The organism is Plantactinospora sp. B24E8 (assembly GCF_039871735.1).
Taxonomy (GTDB): domain Bacteria; phylum Actinomycetota; class Actinomycetes; order Mycobacteriales; family Micromonosporaceae; genus Plantactinospora.
In genome coordinates, this window is sequence record NZ_JBDPMH010000003.1 from 217,286 (window position 1) to 234,498 (window position 17,213).

The following is a 17,213-nucleotide window of genomic DNA, read 5'->3' on the forward strand; positions in this document are numbered from 1 at the left end:
CCGGGCCCGATGACCGACGTTCCGATCAGCGAGTACGCCCTCCTGTCCGACTGTCGGTCGGGCGCGCTGGTGAGCCGCGCCGGTTCGGTCGACTGGTGGTGTCCCGGCCGGTTCGACGCGCCGTCGGTCTTCGCTCGACTACTCGACCCGCAGGCCGGTTACTGGCTGCTCGCCCCGGTCGGGGACCCGTCGCCCGAGCGGGGACCGTCGTCCGAGCGGGCCTACCTGCCGGGGACCCTGGTGCTGCGCACCGAGCACCACACCGCCGACGGTGCGGTCGAGGTTGTCGACGCGCTCGCCGTCGCTCCCGGCGCCCGGGGGCACAAGATCGGCATGGCCTCCCCACAGGTGCTGATCCGTGTCGTCCGAGGGTTGGCCGGCAGCGTACGGATGCGTGCCGAGTTTGTCCCGCGTCCCCAGTACGGCCTGCTCACGCCGTACCTGTACAACGGGGCCGACCGGCTGGTCAGCGACTGTGGGCCGGGCCGGCTGGTGCTGCGTGGCGACGTACCGATGACCGCCCGGGACGACAGCACGGCGGTCGCCGAGTTCACCGTCTCCGCCGGTGAGCGGGTCGGGTTCGACTGCGCCTACGCGGAGACGTACGGCGCCCCGGAGTTCGTGCTCGACCGGGTGGCCGCGGTCACCGACGCCGTCGAGGCGTGGCGCTCGATCCAGGCGATCCACCGCTACCAGGGGCGGTATCCGGAGCTGGTCCGACACAGCGCGCTGGTGCTGCAGGGCCTGACCTACCAGCGCAGCGGCGCGGTCGCCGCCGCCCTCACCACCTCGCTGCCGGAGGAGATCGGCGCAGACCGCAACTACGACTACCGGTACGCCTGGCTGCGTGACTTCGCCTTCACCCTGCACGCCCTCTGGGTGGGCGCGTGTCCTGACGAGGCTGACCGGCTCTTCGACTGGATGGCCCGCTCCACCGGCCAGATCGGGCCCCGTCCGCTTCCCGTGATGTACGGCGTCGAGGGCGAGCGGTGCCTGGGTGAGACGAGCCTGGACCACCTGCGCGGCTACCGGGGCAGCAGACCGGTGCGGATCGGCAACGAGGCGTGGCACCAACACCAGCTCGACGTGCTCGGTGAGATCATGATCGCCGCACACCGGCTCCAGCACACGCTGGGCGACTTCGACGACACCCTGCGGACCCTGCTGGTCGGGGTCGCGGACAAGGCCGCCGAGACGTGGCGGGAACCGGACGCCGGGATGTGGGAGGTGCGCGGCGAGGTCCGGCACTACCTGACGTCGAAGGTGATGTGCTGGGCGGCGTTGGACCGGGCGATCCGGCTCGCGCCGAAGCTCGGTGACCGGGCCGACCCGGCGCGCTGGACCCGCGTACGGGACGAGATCCGGGCGACCGTGCTCGACCGGGGCTGGAATCCGCAGGTCGGCGCCTTCACCGGTGCCTTCGGCTCGCCCGACCTGGACGCCTCGGTGCTGGTGCTGCCGATCGCCCGATTCCTGCCGGCGACCGACCCGAGGATGCGGGCCACCATCGAGGCGGTGCACGACCAGCTCGGCTCCGACGGACTGATCCGCCGTTGGCCGGACGATCCGGCCGGCTTTGTGCTCTGCGCCTTCTGGCTGGTCGAGTGCCTGGTAATGCTCGGTGAGACGGACCGTGCCACCGAGCTGTTCGAGCGGACCGCCCGCCGGGCCAACGACGTCGGGCTCTTCGCCGAGCAGCTTGACCTGACCACCGGGGCGCACCTGGGAAACTTCCCCCAGGCACTGTCGCATATCGGGCTGATCAACGCCGCCTGGCGGCTGACCATGCCGGACCTCTCGGACCTGCCGTCGGACGGCGCCTCCTGACCGACGGCCGGGCCCGGTTGGGCCAGGGGCCGGGTGATCAGTCGAGGTCGTCCGGCTTGGCGAGCAGGTCCAGGGCGAGGGCGGCGGTCCAGCTGAACGCCGGGGAGCCGATCCCCGCACCGCTGTCCGGGTGGAAGTACTCGTGGTAGCCGGCGTCGCGGACCAGGCCGAGCAGGGCGGTCCGCAGTGTGTCGGCCAGGGCGTCGTGCCCGTGCGTACGCAGGCCGCGCCAGAGCAGCCAGTTGATGTTGAACCAGACCGGCCCCCGCCAGTAGCGGTACGGGTCGAAGTCGGCGGCGAGACGGTCGTAGCTCGGCACCGGCATCCGTTCCGAGACGCCGAACCGGGGCGAGGTGACCGCCGCGACCAGGCTCGACACCTGCGCCTGCGGCAGGTCGGGCAGGACCAGCGGCAGCAGCCCGTTGACGCAGCGGGCCGGACCGCGCAGTCCGGTCCGTAGGTCCCGGACGTGGAACAGCCCCGACTCCGGGTCGAAGAGCCGGTCGACAAGCGCCCGGGTGATCGCCGCCGCCCGGGCCCGGTGCGGTGCCGGGTCGGCGCCGACCACCTCGGCGATCCGGGCCAGCGCCAGTTCGGCGGCGCCCCGCAGCGCGTTGAAGCCCGGGCACTCGACCAGGAACGGATGCCGCCCGGCCAGGTCCGCGTCCCGGTAGCCCTGGTCCCGGTACGACAGCGCGATGGTCAGGTACCGGGCGTAGTCCTCGTCCGTGGGCCGGTGGGTCGAGGAGACCACCTGGGTGTCCCGTCGGGCGTACCGGTGCAGCACGGCGAGGTCGGCCGGTACCGCGGCCAGCGCCTGGTCCCAGGCCGGGCTGTTGTCCAGGCCGGACTCCCACGGGTGCACGATCGCGGTCAGCCCGGCGCCGTCCACGTCGCGGGCGGTGGCCAGGTACTCCTGCTGGGCCACCAGCCGCGGATAGAGCCAGCGAAGTTCGGCGACGGCGGTCTCGCCGGGCGCCCGGAGCCAGGTCAGCCAGGCGCCCAGGGCGTGCACCGGCGGCTGGACGATCCCGCTGCTCAGCCGTACCGGCACACGCTGCGCGCCGGTCGGCGGAGCCCCCGGGTACGGCGTGGTGCCGCCCCCGCCCCAGAACGTCGGCCCCGGGAAGTAGTCCCGCTCGGTGACGTTCGGATCGAAGACGATGTGCGGCACCCGCCCGTCCGGCCACTGCGCCTCGAAGAGGCTGCGCAGGTCACGCCAGGCCCGGTCCGGCGCGGTGTGGGCCAGGCCGACGCTGATGAAGGCGGCGTCCCAGCTCCACTGGTGCGGATAGAGGGTCCGGGACGGCACGGTGTAGGTGCCCGTCCAGTTGGCGTCGAGGATCGCGGCCGCAGCGCGCCACAACGTCTCGTCGAGGTCGTCGGCGGGTGCCGACGTACCGGTGGGATCGGTCGGCCCGTCTGCCCGGGCGTGCTTAGCCAGGTGGAACATAACCAGTCAACGCCCGTCTCCCGCGAGCCGTCGTTGTCTCCGGGCCCGCTGTCGCTGTCGGATTTCCGCCCACCGCCCGGCCGAATTCCCCTTGGGTGATCTCCGGGCGAGCCACGGGCAACCTACGTCATGCGTCGACCACCGGCAGGCTGTCCACGTCGACGGTCTCCGGGTACTTCAGACCGGCACCGGTGTTGAGCACCACGACCCGTTCGTCCGGCCGGATCCAGCCACCGGCCCGCAGCCGCCGGGCGGCGCTCAGGCAGGCCGCCCCCTCCGGACAGAGCAGCAGACCCTCCCGGGCGCCGAACTCGTGCAGGTCGGCCAGGATCGTCTCGTCGTCGACCGCGATCGCGGTACCGGCGGTGTCCCGCAGCGCGGTGAGGATCAGTTCGTCGCCGAGCGGCGCCGGCACGTTGATCCCGAAGGCGACCGTCCAGGCGTCGGCCCACGGCTCGGCGCGGGTCGCGCCGCCGCCGAACGCCCGCACGATCGGGGCGCAGCCGGTCGACTGCACCGCGACCAGCCGGGGCATGGTGTCCCCGATCCAGCCGAGTTCCCGCATCTCCAGCAGTGCCTTGTGGATGCCGATCAGACCGACCCCGCCGCCGGTGGGATAGAGGATGACGTCCGGCACCCGCCAGCCGAGCTGCTCGACGATCTCGTACCCCATGGTCTTCTTCCCCTCCAGCCGGTACGGCTCCTTGAGGGTGCTCGCGTCGAAGATCTCCCCGCCCGGCGAGCCACCGGCGGCGGCGACGAGGGTGCCGACGTGGCGGCCGGCGTCGCTGATCAGACCGTCGATCAGGTGCAGTTCGGCGTTGGCGGCGACACACTCCCGGCGGGTGATCGTCGGGGCGCCGAGCGGCATCGCGACCGTCGCCCGGAGCCCAGCCCGGGCCGCGTACGTCGCCCAGGCCGCGCCGGCGTTGCCGTTGGTCGGCATCGCCACGTGTTTGATGCCGAGTTCGGCGGCCCGGGAGACGCCGACCGCCGCGCCCCGGGCCTTGAACGAACCGGTCGGGACCAGCCCCTCGTCCTTGACCATCAGCTGGGGCAGGCCGATCGACTCGCCGTAGCGGGGCGCCGGCAGCAGCGGGGTCCAGCCCTCGCCGAGGGTCGTCACGTACCGGTCGTCGGCGACCGGCAGCAGTTCGCGGTACCGCCACAGGTCGGCCGAGCGTCGGGCGAACTCCTCCGGACGGACCGCCTGCCGGACCCTGGGCAGGTCGTAGCGGGCGAGCAGCGGGGAGCCGCAGGTGCAGAGATTCTGCGGACGGTCGGCGTCGTGGGTGGCGCCGCAGCGTGGGCATTCCAGGTGCGTGAGAAACACCGGCTGGCCTCCAGTACGTCGGGTCCTCCCATGATCCCCGGCACGGTCGCCGACCTCGGTGGTACCCGGTGCGGGCTGGATCACTCTTTTCCCGGAACCGATCGTCCGTTTCCTACCGGGCAGGTTACCGGCGTCGGGTATGGTCCGCAGGCCGGCCGGTGACGGTCGGAAACGCATGGCCCGGGCCGACCGGGGTAGCAGGTCCGGATGAGGACAGCCGACCGGGGCAGGAGGACGAAGTGAGTCGAGCTACCGACCAGCCCACCGTCGAACTGCCCGGTGGCCTCCGGATGCCGCTGCTCGGCTTCGGCACCTGGCAGATCACCGGCGGTCAGGCGTACGACGCCGTCCGGGAGGCGCTCGACGTCGGCTACCGGCACCTGGACACCGCCACCATGTACGGCAACGAGGCCGAGGTCGGCCGGGCGATCCGGGACAGCGGGGTGCCCCGCGAGGACATCTTCGTCACCACCAAGCTGCCCCCGTCCCAGGTCGGGAAGGAACGGCAGACCATCGCGGCGAGTCTCGCCGCCCTCGACCTCGACCGGGTCGACCTGTGGCTGATCCACTGGCCGCCGTCCTCGGCCCGGCAGAGTCTTGCCGCCTGGCAGGAGCTCCGGGCCGTCCGGGACGAGGGGCTGACCCGGGCGATCGGGGTCAGCAACTACGACACCGCCGAGATCGACGCGCTGGTCGAGGCGACCGGGGAGACGCCGGCGGTCAACCAGATCCGCTGGGGTCCGGCGCTGTACGACGCGCGGGTGGTCGCCGACCACCGGGACCGTGGCGTGGTACTGGAGGGGTACAGCCCGTTCAAGACCACCAACCTGTCTGACCCGGTGCTGGCCGGGATCGCCCGCGCGCACGGGGTCACCCCGAGCCAGGTGGTGCTGCGCTGGCACCTCGACCACGGTTTCGTGGCCATCCCGAAGTCGGCGACCCCGGCCCGGATCCGGGAGAACTTCGACGTCTTCGGCTTCTCACTCAGCGAGGACGAGCGGCGCCAGCTCGACGCGATGGCCGGCTGACCCGGGCGGATCGACCGACGGGGTGGGCGCCGGCTGCCCCAAGATCAGTGCCGCCGACTACCCTGACCGGATCCGCTGCCCGGGTTGACGTGCGGTATCGCCGCCGTCGCCGTCGCCGGGTCGCGGCATCCGGACGGGGTGGGGCGAGGGGGGCACGTGATGGTGGGGGACCAGTTCTTCGGTGGGTACGCGCCGCCGGGCCGGGGGGACGGCGGGCCGGAGCCCGACTTCGTCACCTGGCTGGTCTACGTCGACTCGGGTGACGACCCGGCCCGACTCGCCGCCCTGGCCCAGTGGTGGTACGACGAGGCGTGCCGGACCCTGCTGCCGTACGTCCACCCGGCCGGCGCCGCCGCCCCGGCGACCTCGCTGACCGCGTTCGAGCAGGATCCGACCGGGCGGGGACGGCGTCGCCGACCGACCCGCTGGGTCGACGGGCTCACCCCGGACTGCAGCCACCTGTCGGCCCGCTGGTTCGACGCCCCTCCGCAGGCGACCGCCTCCGAACTGGACGTCTTCCTCGACCGGTTCGCCGGGTCCCGGCACGTCCGACTGCAGATCTCGGTCGGTTTCGCGGACCGGCCGGGCCGGCTGCCGCTGGTCGTACCGGCGCTTGTCGAACTGGCCCGGCGGGTCGGCGACGCGACGGACCCGGCGTACGGGGAGATCGTGGTCAACGCCGGCATCCTCGCCCCGGCCACCATGCTGGACGCGGCGCTGGGCCGGGACCCGTCCGCCTCGGCGGCGGCGAGCCGGCACCAGCTGCGCGGTTACGAGTGGGTCACGCTCTGCCCCCGGGAGCTGACCGGTCAGCTGGGCGGGCCGGACCGGCTGCGGGCCTGCGGGGCCTTCGCCGAGGTGTATCCGCTGCGCCACGGTGGCGTACTGCTCCGGGCGACCGACGATCCGGCCGACTATCGGGCCGACCGGGTGCGTGGCGTGTTCCGGGCGCTGGCCCCGGTGCTGCCGCCCGGTCGTCCCGGGCAGTTGCCGACGGTGCCGCCGGTCGGTTCGGGCATGCTGTCGGCGGTGCCCGGGGTGCTGGCCGGTGACCCCGGCGCGCACGACCTGAGCCGGGTCGTCTTCGCCGATGCCCGGGACCGCGACGGGCTGGTCCCCGGCCAGCGCCTGGAACTCGGTCCGGGCGGCGTTCCACGTACCCCGAGCGGTTCGACCCTCAACTGAGTACGAGCCGGATCCTGCGGCCTACGGGCCGCTGTTCGTGTTGGGCCAGGCGGTGATCCGTCCGGTGTCGGGCATGTCCGGTGCGGCCGGGGTCTGTCCGGTGCCGGTTGTCGGGACTGCGGGCCAGCCGTCGGCGTACCGGCGGGCCAGTGCCCCGATGATCAGCCGACGTTCCGGCACCCAGCCCAGGAACCGGGCGTGTAGGACGATCGGGTCCGGCCCGGGGTTCGGGTTGAGTGTGCAGAGGTCGGCGGTTGCCTCGTAGAGACAGATGCCGAGGTACACGAAGAGTGCCAGCGGGTCGAGCCTGAACTCGGCCGGCAGTTTCACCCTCGCCGCCGCGCAGGGCCAGTCGTTTTCGCAGGTCCGACACGTCCAGGTGGGACGCCGGGGCGGGTGCTCCCGGCCGGGTCGGGCCAGCGCCGCGACATCCCGCATCACCACGACACCCACCTTTCAGAATCCGGGCTCGGCCCGGGACGTCTGGGCCGGGGTCAGCCGCCCCGCCCGTCCGACCCGGTGCCCGAGGTTGGTGGGGCCGTCCCAGGCCGGCCGTTGGTTCCATCCGCGTGGACGGGTGGTCGCGGGCGGACCGTCCGGGGTCGTCGGCGCTGGTGCCGGCGGGACCGAACCGGGGTGGAACGGCCGGGTCGGCTGCGGCGCCAGGTCGGGACAGGGCCATCGGAGGCCGCATCGGCAGTAGCGCCAGAGCCGCTGCCAGTCGCGTCGGTGTCGAGGACGGGGTTGTTGGTTTCGGACCGCCATCGGTGAACCTCCCTGCTCTCGGTGGACAGGAGGGCGGGGACCGCCCGGCGCGATACGGCGCTGCCGGTTGGGCGGCCCCCGCCGACGGAGCGACCCGTCGGGGTACGTGTGGGGCACGCAACGCCCGACGCGGGTTGGGTCGTGTTGTGCTCCGTCGATTTCCACTCTGGACCTGCTCCTATAGAGCGGCTGGACCAGGTGTTCAAGACCGGCGACAAGATCCAGCGCGGGGCGGAGGAGGCCCGGGACGACGCCCGGCCGGCCTGGCTGCGCCCCTGGACCGAGCATGAGCAGCGGGCGACGATGCTGCGCAGCTTCGAGCACAGCCTGATCCCGGGACTGTTGCAGACCGAGGCGTACACCCGGGCGTTGCTGCGGAACTGCCGGCTGCCGGACGACGTGATCGAGCGGACGGTGCAGGTCCGGCGGGAACGGCAGGCGGCCACCGTCGACCGGCCCAAGCCACCGATGCTCTCCGCCCTCATCGGCGAGGCGGCGCTGGGCTACGGGCCCGCCGACGTGATGCGGGAGCAGTTGACGCACCTGGTCGAGGCGAGCCGCCGCCCTCAGGTGCAGATCCTGGTTGTGCCCCGGACCGCCGGCCTGCATCCTGGCCTGGCGGGGGCGTTTGTGCTCGCGACCCTGCCGCTGCGGCACCGGTCGGTCTATCTTGACGACCAACTCCGGGGCCGTACCGTGACCGATGGGGCGGACGTGGACGAGCTGGAGCGGTCGTGGGAGATCGTCCGGGGCCTGGCCCTACCGGTAAACCTGTCGCAAGACCTGATCACAAAGGCGATCAATGACTATCACTGAGCCGAGCTGGCGCAAGAGCAGCCGCAGCAGCAGCAACCAGGGCAACTGTGTCGAGGTTGCCGACAATCTTCCCGGTCGGGTGTTGGTCCGGGACACGAAGGACCGGGACGGTGGCACGTTGAGCTTCCGGCCCGCCGCCTGGCAGGCGTTCATCAACCTGGCCAGGTCGCACAACTGAGTCGCGGCACCTCCGACTGATCCGGCCGCCGCCGGCATCAGCGCGCCGAGCGGCCCCTCGCCCGGGTGACAGCCCGGGCGGGGGGCATCGACGCTCTCAGTACGGTCACAGCCGATGCGCGTCAGGATCGGCGATGTGGATCTTCTCGTGTCCGAGCGTCGCTGGTTGTCGGTTCGTCGGTTCTCCGCCTACGGGGCCGCCCTGGCGATGACGCCGTACCTGCTGATCAAGATCTCCTGGGTGGTCGGCGCCCTGCTGGGTCTGCTGCCCCGGGCGGAGCAGTTGAGCGTGTCGGGCTTCGTCTTTCTCAACGTGGTGACCATCGGGATGGCGGCGGCCGGGATAACACTCGCCCTGGCTCTGGTTCGGCCCTGGGGAGAACGGATTCCCGCCGTACCGCTGCTCGCCTGCGCGTGGATCGGGTGTGGATTCCTGATCCCGATGATTCCCTACGCCCTGCTGGATTCTCTGTTGTCGGCCGACGACGGGGCATCCGGTGCCGACGCGGCTGTCCTGCCCGGCTGGGAGGCGTCGCTGATCCAGCTCAGCTTCCTCGGTATGGGGATCGGGCTGGCCGTCGCACTCCCGCTCTATCTGCGCGGACGCTGGCCGGCCGCGTTTGTCGGCCGGGTACGGCCCGACGCGGCTGCGGCCTGCCAAGGACAGCCCCACCGGTCGTGGCCGGCGGTGACCGCCGTCGTGTCGACCGTGGCTCTCGGCGCGATCAATCTCTACTGGGCGGCGGGTGGCACGCTGGGCCTGCGGCATCCCTCCGCGCGCATCCTCGAGTGGCATCTCCAGGCCGGCAACTTCGGCATCTGGTCGGTTGTCGGTGCCGGGAGCGTCTGGGTTCTGCTCCACGCCCGTCACGCCGCGCTGCCACTCTGGATACCGGTGAGCCTCGGCTGGCTCGCGTCGGGATTTCTCGTCGCCTGGAGCTGCTGGAAGCTGCCGTTCGCGTTCTACCTGGCGGTGGCGTCACCGGCCGACACCGTCTGGCCGGAGGAACTGGCTGTCGCCGCCGTACACAACGTACTCGGGGTTGTCGCCGGCACAACGGTCCTGACGGTTCTCCTGCGCACCTACCGTGCCCGGCTCGACAGCCGCCATTCGTCGATCGTCGGTGCTGATCGGGGGACAGTGGCGTAGGAACCGAACTGGTGGTCGCGGTGACCCCGCCTCCGGCCCGGAGATCGGGCCGGAGGCGGGTGTCACGCCGGTTCTGTCCGTGGGTCAGGCCCGGGTGCAGGCTGAACCGTTGAGGGTGAACGAGGTGGGCGAGGAGTAGCTTCCGCTCAGGGTCCCCTGGTAGCCGAACGAGGCGGTAGCCCCGGGGGCGATCGAGCCGTTGTGGCCGACGTTGCGGGCGGTCACCGCCGATCCGCTCTGCGTCACCGTCGCGTTCCAGGTGTTGGTCACCTGCTGCCCGGACGGCAGGGTGTAGTTCATCGTCCAGCCGTTGATCGGGCTCGAACCGGTGTTGGTGATGGTGACCGAGGCGGTGAAGCCGTTGTTCCACGAGTTCGCCGTGTACGCCACCCGGCAGCCGGCGCCGCCCGGCGGGTTGGTCGGCGGGTTCGTCGGCCCCGGGTTGCCGCCGCCGTTGACCGACGCGGAGAACGAGTTCACGCCGAGGCCGGTGCCGCCGATCCACGGCTCGAAACCGGCCTGGATGCTGGTCAGGTACCAGGAGTTGGTGATCGCGCCCCGGTTGCGGGTGTCGTTGATGAAGTCGAGAACGCTGAAGCTCCAGCTGTTGATCGGGGACGACGAGACGTACGAGATGACGTTGTTGCCGCCGTTGTTGCCCCGCCACACCTCCCAGTTGCGCCCACCGACCGTGGCGTTGCCGACCGGGGAGCCGATCGGCTGGATCGAGCCCTGCCGGTTGAACCAGATCATGATCTCCATCTGGTTGACGCCGTCCCGCTTCGGGGTCGGGTCCAGCCAGATGTCGTACGAGGCGTTGTAGGTGGCGCCGCCGACGAAGTTGTAGTTGATGCTGCTGTTCGCGCTGCTGATCTGGCTCACCTGCATCGGCAGGTTGGTGCCGGGGGAGCAGTTGGTGTAGTGGCAGCCGAGGAAGACCGACGGGTACGACACCGGTGCGCCGCTGGTGCTGCCCTGGCCGTCCTGCCGGGTGATGGAGAACCCGTTGTCGGTGACGTTGATGCACTGCTGGGCGGTGGTGCCCCAGCGGTTGTTCTGGACCACGTAGCGGCCCTGGATGGTGGTGGAGCCGTATTGGTCGCAGATCTGCACGTCGGCCTGGGCGGGGCCGGCGGAGCCGAACACGGCGATGGTGCCGGCGGCGAGCAGGCCGACGAGCGCCGCGAGGAGGGGGACGGGGCGTCTCATGATGCTCCTTGACGTGGTGGGTGTCCGTGGAGATGTGCGGTGCCGCGCCGGTGGTGGGCGTGCGGCGGCGATGCGTTGGGGAGCGCTCCCATGGCAGTTGGAGACACATTTACATGCTTCAAAATGGAAAGCAACCGGGAGCCTGCCGGGAGGGTCCACCGGCCCGTGGCGGAGCCTGCCGAGCTGTTCGGCGGGCTGAACGACGTACCGGATCGGCGGCCGGCGTGCGGCGGGCGGTGACCGGGGGTCAGCTGCCGGCGAGCAGGGTGCGGGCCGCCCGCACCTGGTCCACCGCGACCCGCAGTGCCGCGACGATCCGCTGCTCGCTCTCCTGGTCGAGCCGACTGGTCGGCACGGAGAGACTGATCGCGTCCACCGCCGGGGTGTGCAGCGGCACCGCCATCGCGAAACAGACGATGCCCTCGGTGTTCTCCTCGCGGTCCACCGCGTAGCCCCGGTCCCGGACCGTCGCCAGCTCGGCGTGCAGTTGGTCGGGGTCGGTGACGGTGTGCCGGGTCAGTGCCGGCAACGGCCAGCTCAGCAGCCGGTCGACCGCCTCGTCGGGGCGCTGCGCGAGCAGCACCTTGCCCAGCGCGGTGGCGTGCGCGGGCAGCTGCCGGCCGATCGCGCTGTACAGCCGGAGCGGATGCACCGACTCCCGTTTCGCCAGGTAGACCACGTGCGGACCGTCGAGTCGACCGAGGTGCACGGTCTCGCCGAACTGGCTGGCCAGCCCGTCCAGCACGCCGGCCAGCAGCCCGGTCGTGTCGTCCGCCTCCAGGTAGGCGGCACCGACCTGGAGGGCGCGTACGCCGAGCCCGAACCGGGTGCCGGTGGCGTCCACCTCCACCCAACCGCGCTGGATCATCGTGCGGAGGATGCCGTGCAGGCTGCTCTTCGGGATCTCCAGGGCCCGGGCGAGTTCGACAAGTGACCGGCGCTGCGGGGATCCGGCCAGTGCCTCCAGCACGTCGAGGGTCCGGCCGGCGGACTTCACCGGCTGGAACGTCAGCCGGGTGTCGTCGCCGCCGGCGACGGCGACCGGCGCGGCCGGGTCGGCTGTGGTCCCGGCCGGGTCGGCGTCCCTGGTCGTCCCGGTCGTCATGGCGGCCACTCTAGTCGTCTTGACAGCGCCAACGGCGACAGTAGGGTCACCTACGTGACCAGTGTTCAAGATGATGAACAGTTAAAGAGTGTTCCGGAGACCATCGCCGCGACCCGGATCCTGCCCGTCGTGGTGCTCGAGAACGCCTCCGCCGCACCGGATCTGGCCGCCGCGCTCACCGCGGGCGGCCTGCGGGCCATCGAGGTGACGTTCCGGACGGCTGCCGCCGCCGACGCGATCCGGCTGATGGCCGAACGCCCCGACCTCCTCGTCGGCGCCGGTACCGTGCTCACCCCCGCCCAGGTCGACCAGGCCGCCGACGCCGGCGCGAGATTCGTGGTCAGCCCCGGCTTCTCCCCGGCCGTCGTCCGACACTGCCAGGAGCGGGGACTGCCGGTCTTCCCCGGTGCCGCCACCGCGACCGAGATCCAGATGGCCCTGGACGCCGGCCTGGAGACGGTCAAGTTCTTCCCGGCCGAGCAGCTCGGCGGCGTCGGGATGATCAAGGCGCTCGCCGCGCCGTTCCGGTCGGTCCGGTTCATCCCCACCGGCGGGGTCAACACCGGCAACCTCGCCGACTATCTCGGCGTACCGGCCGTGTTGGCGGTCGGCGGCACCTGGATGGTCGCCCCCGCGCTGCTCGCCGCCGGCCGGTGGGACGAGGTCACCCGGCTCACCACGGCCGCCGTCGCCGCCACCCGGCCGGCCTGACCCGCCCCCTCCGCCACCATCAGTCGAAAGGCACGAAGATGCTGACCCTGCGTCCCGTCGAGGACTGCCGCTACGACCTGGTCTCGCTCGGCGAGGTCATGCTCCGACTCGACCCGGGCGAGGGCCGGGTCCGTACCGCCCGGACGTTCCGGGCCTGGGAGGGCGGCGGGGAGTACAACGTCGCCCGGGGGCTGCGCCGCTGCTTCGGCATGCGTACCGCGCTGGTCACCGCGTTCGCCGACAACGAGGTCGGACGGCTGCTGGAGGACCTGATCCTGACCGGCGGGGTGGACACCACGTTCGTGAAGTGGCTGCCGTACGACGGGATCGGCCGCACCGTCCGCAACGGGCTCAACTTCACCGAGCGGGGCTTCGGCGTACGCGGCGCGGTCGGCACCTCCGACCGGGGCCACACCGCGGCCAGCCAGCTCCGCCCCGACGACGTCGACTGGGACCACCTCTTCGGCACCCTCGGGGTGCGCTGGCTGCACACCGGCGGCATCTACGCGGCGCTCTCCGAGACCACGCCGGAGACGATCGAGGCGGCGATGTCCGCCGCGCGCCGGCACGGCACGATCATCTCGTACGACCTGAACTACCGGCCCAGCCTCTGGAAGGCGGTCGGCGGACAGGCCCGGGCCCAGGAGGTCAACCGGCGGCTGGCCCGGTACGTCGACGTCATGATCGGCAACGAGGAGGACTTCACCGCGTCGCTCGGCTTCGAGGTGCCCGGCACCGACGAGTCCCTCAGCGAGCTGGAGGTCGCCAACTTCCAGCGGATGATCGAGGCGGTGACCAAGGAGTACGACAACTTCCGGGTGGTCGCCACGACCCTGCGTACCGTGCGCAGCGCCACCGTCAACGACTGGGGCGCCATCGCCTGGTCCGCGCCGAGCGGCTTCGTACAGGCGACCCACCGGCCGAACCTGGAGATCCTCGACCGGGTCGGCGGTGGCGACAGTTTCGCCTCCGGGCTGATCTACCAACTGCTGGTCGGCGGCGACCTGGCGACCGCGGTCGAGTACGGCGCGGCGCACGGGGCGCTGGCCATGACCACCCCGGGCGACACCTCGACGGCGAACCTGAAGGAGGTCGAGGCACTCGTCCGTGGGGCGGGCGCCCGCGTCCAGCGGTGATCCGTCGCTGACCGGGGGGTCAGGCCGGGACCGCTGGCCGGCGGTTCCGGTACCCCGGCGATGAGCTGCGGCGGGACCGTTTGGATCTACCGCAGGAGGAGTCGCGGGGAGTAGTGTCTTGCCTTCAACGCGTGCCGCTCCTTCCGGAGGCGTCCCCATATGCCCGGATCCCCCCTGCGAATCCTCGTCGTCGGCGCGGGCATCGCAGGTCTCTCGGTAGCCCGCGCCCTCCGGCTCGCGGGGTTCCGGCCCGAGGTCACCGAGCGACTGCCCGGCCCGGCGGACCCCACCGACGGCGGCATCTACCTGACGGGCAACGTCGAGCGGGCGCTACGGGAGATCGACCTGGACGGCCCGGTACGCCCGCTCGGCCAGGTGATCCGGCGGCAACGGTTCCTCGACGCCCGGGGCGGCCCGCTCTGCGAGGTCGACCTCACCAAGCTCTGGGCCGGGATTGGCGACTGCCGGGCGCTGCCCCGTGCCGACCTGCACCGGGTCCTGCTCTCCGGCGCCGGCGGCGAGGTGCGGTACGGCACGGTGCCACGCGCGGTCGACCTCGACACCGAGACCGTGACGGTGACCTTCGACGACGGCCGGCAGGCCGAGTACGACCTGGTCATCGGGGCCGACGGCCGACAGTCGGCGGTACGGACGCTGGCCGCGCTCGGCGGGCCGGCCCGCCCGGCCGGGCAGGTCGTCTACCGCGCCGTGGTGACCGGGCTGCCGTCGGTCGGCGAGTGGACCGGCCTGCTCGGCGAGCGGGCCGCGTTCGTCGTGGTGCCGATGGGCGCCGGTCGGCTGCACTGTCACGCCGACGTGACCGGTACCGCGCTTCCGGCCGATCCGCCGGCCCGGATCCGGGAGGTGTTCGGCGGCTACGGCGGCCCGGTGCCGGCCATCCTGGAGGCCTTGGAGGAGGTACGGGTCAGCCGTACCGACGAGGTGGAACTGGGCCGCTGGTCACGGGGACGGGTGGTGCTGGTCGGCGACGCCGCGCACGCGACCGCACCGACCCTGTCCCAGGGTGCCGCGATGGCGATCGAGGACGCCCTGGTGCTGGCCCGGATGCTGGGCCGGTCGACGACGGTGCCCGAGGCCCTCGCCCGCTACGAGAGCCGCCGTCGGCCCCGGATCAAGTGGGTGCTGGACCGGACCCGGGACCGGGACCGTACCCGGGACGTGTCGCCGGCCCTGCGGGACCCGCTGCTGCGTGACCGTGGTGCCCGGATCTTCCGGGACCACTACCGGCTCCTGGTCGACCCGGCCTGAGCCGGTCGGCGGCCGGCGGTAGAGACGGCGGCCGGCGGTAGAGACAGCGGCCGGCAGTAGAGACGGCGGCCGGCGGAGAAGACGCGGGAAGCGGCGCCGGGACACGTGCCGGGACAGGCGCCGGACGAGGGAATCGGACGACGCGGACGGGTCAAGTCGTACCCGACGCCGGACCCGCCGCTGGCGGGGACTATTCTGCCTGCGAGGTACGGCCCGCAGATCAAGAGCGCGTGCCGAGTGGGACGAACGAGAACCGGAGGCCACTCGTGACCACCGTCGCACCTAAGCCGATCGTGACGCGGCCATGGCCGGTACATAAGCCGGTCAAGGGCTCGGCACTGGCCCGGCTGCTGCGTACGACGGACGCGAAGCAGATCGGGATCATGTACATGGTCACCGCCTTCGCGTTCTTCATGATCGGTGGCCTGATGGCGCTGCTGATGCGCGCCGAGCTGGCTCAGCCGGGACTGCAGTTCCTGTCGGCGGAGCAGTACAACCAGCTCTTCACCATGCACGGCACGATCATGCTGCTGTTCTTCGCGACGCCGATCGTCTTCGCGTTCGCGAACTACATCGTGCCGATCCAGATCGGCGCGCCCGACGTGTCGTTCCCGCGACTGAACAGCTTCGCCTACTGGCTGTACCTGTTCGGCGGGACGATGGCGCTGGGCGGGTTCCTGACCCCGCAGGGCGCGGCCGACTTCGGCTGGTTCGCGTACACGCCGCTGAGTAGCGTCGAGCACTCGCCCGGCGTCGGCGCGAACCTGTGGATCATGGGCCTGGCCATCTCCGGCCTGGGTACGATCCTCGGCGCGGTCAACATGATCACCACCGTGCTGACCCTGCGCGCGCCCGGCATGACGATGTTCCGGATGCCGATCTTCACCTGGAACATCCTGGTCACCAGCCTTCTGGTGATCATGGTCTTCCCGCTGCTGGCGGCGGCACTCTTCGCGCTGGCCGCGGACCGGATCCTCGGCGCGCACGTCTTCGCGCCGGAGACCGGCGGGCCGATGCTCTGGCAGCACCTCTTCTGGTTCTTCGGCCACCCTGAGGTCTACATCGTCGCGCTGCCGTTCTTCGGCATCATCAGCGAGGTCATCCCGGTCTTCTCCCGCAAGCCGATCTTCGGCTACAAGGGACTCGTCGGCGCGACCATCGCCATCGCGGCGCTGTCGATGAGCGTGTGGGCCCACCACATGTTCGCCACCGGCCAGGTGCTGCTGCCGTTCTTCTCGTTCCTGAGCTTCCTGATCGCCGTACCGACCGGTATGAAGTTCTTCAACTGGATCGGCACCATGTGGCGCGGCCAGATCAGCTTCGAGACGCCGATGCTCTGGTCGATCGGCTTCCTGGTCACCTTCCTCTTCGGTGGTCTGACCGGTGTGCTGCTGGCCAGCCCGCCGCTGGACTTCCACGTGTCGGACTCGTACTTCGTGGTGGCGCACTTCCACTACGTGCTCTTCGGCACCATCGTCTTCGCGGTCTACGCCGGTATCTACTTCTGGTTCCCGAAGATGTTCGGCCGGATGCTCGACGAGCGGCTCGGCAAGGTGCACTTCTGGCTGACCTTCATCGGCTTCCACACCACGTTCCTGGTGCAGCACTGGCTCGGCAACGAGGGCATGCCCCGGCGGTACGCCGACTACCTGGCGACCGACGGCTTCACCACGCTGAACATGATCTCCACGATCGGCTCGTTCATCACCGGTATCTCGACCCTGCCGTTCATCTACAACGTCTGGAAGTCGTACAAGACCGGTCCGGTGGTCGAGGTCGACGACCCGTGGGGTCACGGCAACTCGCTGGAGTGGGCGACCAGCTCGCCGCCTCCGCTGCGGAACTTCGACCGGATGCCGCGGATCCGCTCCGAGCGGCCCGCCTTCGACGCGAAGTTCCCCGAACTGGCCGCTGGCGGACAGTCGCTCGCCGGCCCGCCGGAGGGTGGCGCCAAGCCGCTCACCAGCGAGTCCGACGGTGGCGCCAGCTACCAGGAGGACACCGAGACCAACGTCGACCAGCGGTAGCCGTAGAAAGCGATCGCGGCCG

At 71.4% G+C, this 17,213-nt stretch carries 15 protein-coding genes; 10 read left to right on the forward strand and 5 right to left on the reverse strand.

All coding sequences use genetic code 11. The features are described from left to right. Nucleotides 1-9: 9 nt before the first annotated feature. On the forward strand, nucleotides 10-1,827 hold the full coding sequence (locus ABGB21_RS07165) for a glycoside hydrolase family 15 protein (protein ID WP_347676921.1): 1,818 nt from the start codon (nucleotides 10-12) through the stop codon (nucleotides 1,825-1,827). Nucleotides 1,828-1,864: 37 nt separating this feature from the next. On the opposite strand, the gene ABGB21_RS07170 is transcribed toward ABGB21_RS07165, so the two are convergent. Further along, nucleotides 1,865-3,280 carry a hypothetical protein gene (locus ABGB21_RS07170; protein ID WP_347676923.1) on the reverse strand — a complete coding sequence of 472 codons (1,416 nt, stop codon included), beginning with the start codon at nucleotides 3,278-3,280 and terminating at the stop codon, nucleotides 1,865-1,867. A gap of 127 nt (nucleotides 3,281-3,407) precedes the next feature. After that, complete coding sequence (locus ABGB21_RS07175; RefSeq protein WP_347676925.1) at nucleotides 3,408-4,613, reverse strand: threonine synthase; 1,206 nt, start codon at nucleotides 4,611-4,613, stop codon at nucleotides 3,408-3,410. A gap of 290 nt (nucleotides 4,614-4,903) precedes the next feature. Here ABGB21_RS07175 and ABGB21_RS07180 point away from each other — a divergent pair, with 290 nt between their 5' ends. Both ABGB21_RS07180 and ABGB21_RS07185 read left to right on the forward strand, forming a co-directional pair. Continuing rightward, nucleotides 4,904-5,641, forward strand: coding sequence for an aldo/keto reductase (locus ABGB21_RS07180; RefSeq protein WP_347677175.1), 738 nt, complete (start codon nucleotides 4,904-4,906; stop codon nucleotides 5,639-5,641). 159 nt (nucleotides 5,642-5,800) lie between these two features. Then, entirely contained in the window at nucleotides 5,801-6,826 is a 1,026-nt protein-coding gene (locus ABGB21_RS07185; protein WP_347676927.1) for a hypothetical protein, read from the forward strand. Nucleotides 6,827-6,847: 21 nt separating this feature from the next. On the opposite strand, the gene ABGB21_RS07190 is transcribed toward ABGB21_RS07185, so the two are convergent. Next, nucleotides 6,848-7,270, reverse strand: coding sequence for a hypothetical protein (locus ABGB21_RS07190; protein ID WP_347676929.1), 423 nt, complete (start codon nucleotides 7,268-7,270; stop codon nucleotides 6,848-6,850). Nucleotides 7,271-7,789: 519 nt separating this feature from the next. Here ABGB21_RS07190 and ABGB21_RS07195 point away from each other — a divergent pair. The 3 genes from ABGB21_RS07195 to ABGB21_RS07205 all read left to right on the forward strand — a co-directional run bounded on the left by ABGB21_RS07195 (nucleotide 7,790) and on the right by ABGB21_RS07205 (nucleotide 9,734). Further along, nucleotides 7,790-8,407, forward strand: coding sequence for a DUF5753 domain-containing protein (locus tag ABGB21_RS07195; RefSeq protein ID WP_347676931.1), 618 nt, complete (start codon nucleotides 7,790-7,792; stop codon nucleotides 8,405-8,407). Further along, nucleotides 8,394-8,585 (forward strand): DUF397 domain-containing protein, encoded by a 192-nt coding sequence (locus ABGB21_RS07200; protein WP_347676933.1) that lies wholly within the window; start codon nucleotides 8,394-8,396, stop codon nucleotides 8,583-8,585. The genes ABGB21_RS07195 and ABGB21_RS07200 overlap by 14 nt, the downstream gene beginning before the upstream one ends. A gap of 114 nt (nucleotides 8,586-8,699) precedes the next feature. Then, nucleotides 8,700-9,734 carry a hypothetical protein gene (locus ABGB21_RS07205; protein WP_347676935.1) on the forward strand — a complete coding sequence of 345 codons (1,035 nt, stop codon included), beginning with the start codon at nucleotides 8,700-8,702 and terminating at the stop codon, nucleotides 9,732-9,734. A gap of 84 nt (nucleotides 9,735-9,818) precedes the next feature. On the opposite strand, the gene ABGB21_RS07210 is transcribed toward ABGB21_RS07205, so the two are convergent. Continuing rightward, nucleotides 9,819-10,943, reverse strand: coding sequence for a cellulose binding domain-containing protein (locus tag ABGB21_RS07210; protein WP_347676937.1), 1,125 nt, complete (start codon nucleotides 10,941-10,943; stop codon nucleotides 9,819-9,821). A gap of 247 nt (nucleotides 10,944-11,190) precedes the next feature. Then, entirely contained in the window at nucleotides 11,191-12,048 is an 858-nt protein-coding gene (locus tag ABGB21_RS07215; RefSeq protein ID WP_347676939.1) for an IclR family transcriptional regulator, read from the reverse strand. A 54-nt stretch (nucleotides 12,049-12,102) separates the two neighbouring features. On the opposite strand from ABGB21_RS07215, the gene eda reads away from it, so the two are divergent. From eda to ctaD, 4 genes are all read left to right on the forward strand, one after another. After that, on the forward strand, nucleotides 12,103-12,759 hold the full coding sequence (eda, locus tag ABGB21_RS07220) for a bifunctional 4-hydroxy-2-oxoglutarate aldolase/2-dehydro-3-deoxy-phosphogluconate aldolase (RefSeq protein WP_347676941.1): 657 nt from the start codon (nucleotides 12,103-12,105) through the stop codon (nucleotides 12,757-12,759). A 38-nt stretch (nucleotides 12,760-12,797) separates the two neighbouring features. Next, nucleotides 12,798-13,895, forward strand: coding sequence for a sugar kinase (locus ABGB21_RS07225; RefSeq protein WP_347676943.1), 1,098 nt, complete (start codon nucleotides 12,798-12,800; stop codon nucleotides 13,893-13,895). A 159-nt stretch (nucleotides 13,896-14,054) separates the two neighbouring features. Further along, nucleotides 14,055-15,164 (forward strand): FAD-dependent monooxygenase, encoded by a 1,110-nt coding sequence (locus tag ABGB21_RS07230; RefSeq protein ID WP_347676945.1) that lies wholly within the window; start codon nucleotides 14,055-14,057, stop codon nucleotides 15,162-15,164. Nucleotides 15,165-15,430: 266 nt separating this feature from the next. Continuing rightward, nucleotides 15,431-17,191 carry a cytochrome c oxidase subunit I gene (ctaD, locus tag ABGB21_RS07235; protein WP_347655402.1) on the forward strand — a complete coding sequence of 587 codons (1,761 nt, stop codon included), beginning with the start codon at nucleotides 15,431-15,433 and terminating at the stop codon, nucleotides 17,189-17,191. The last annotated feature ends 22 nt before the right edge of the window (nucleotides 17,192-17,213 follow it).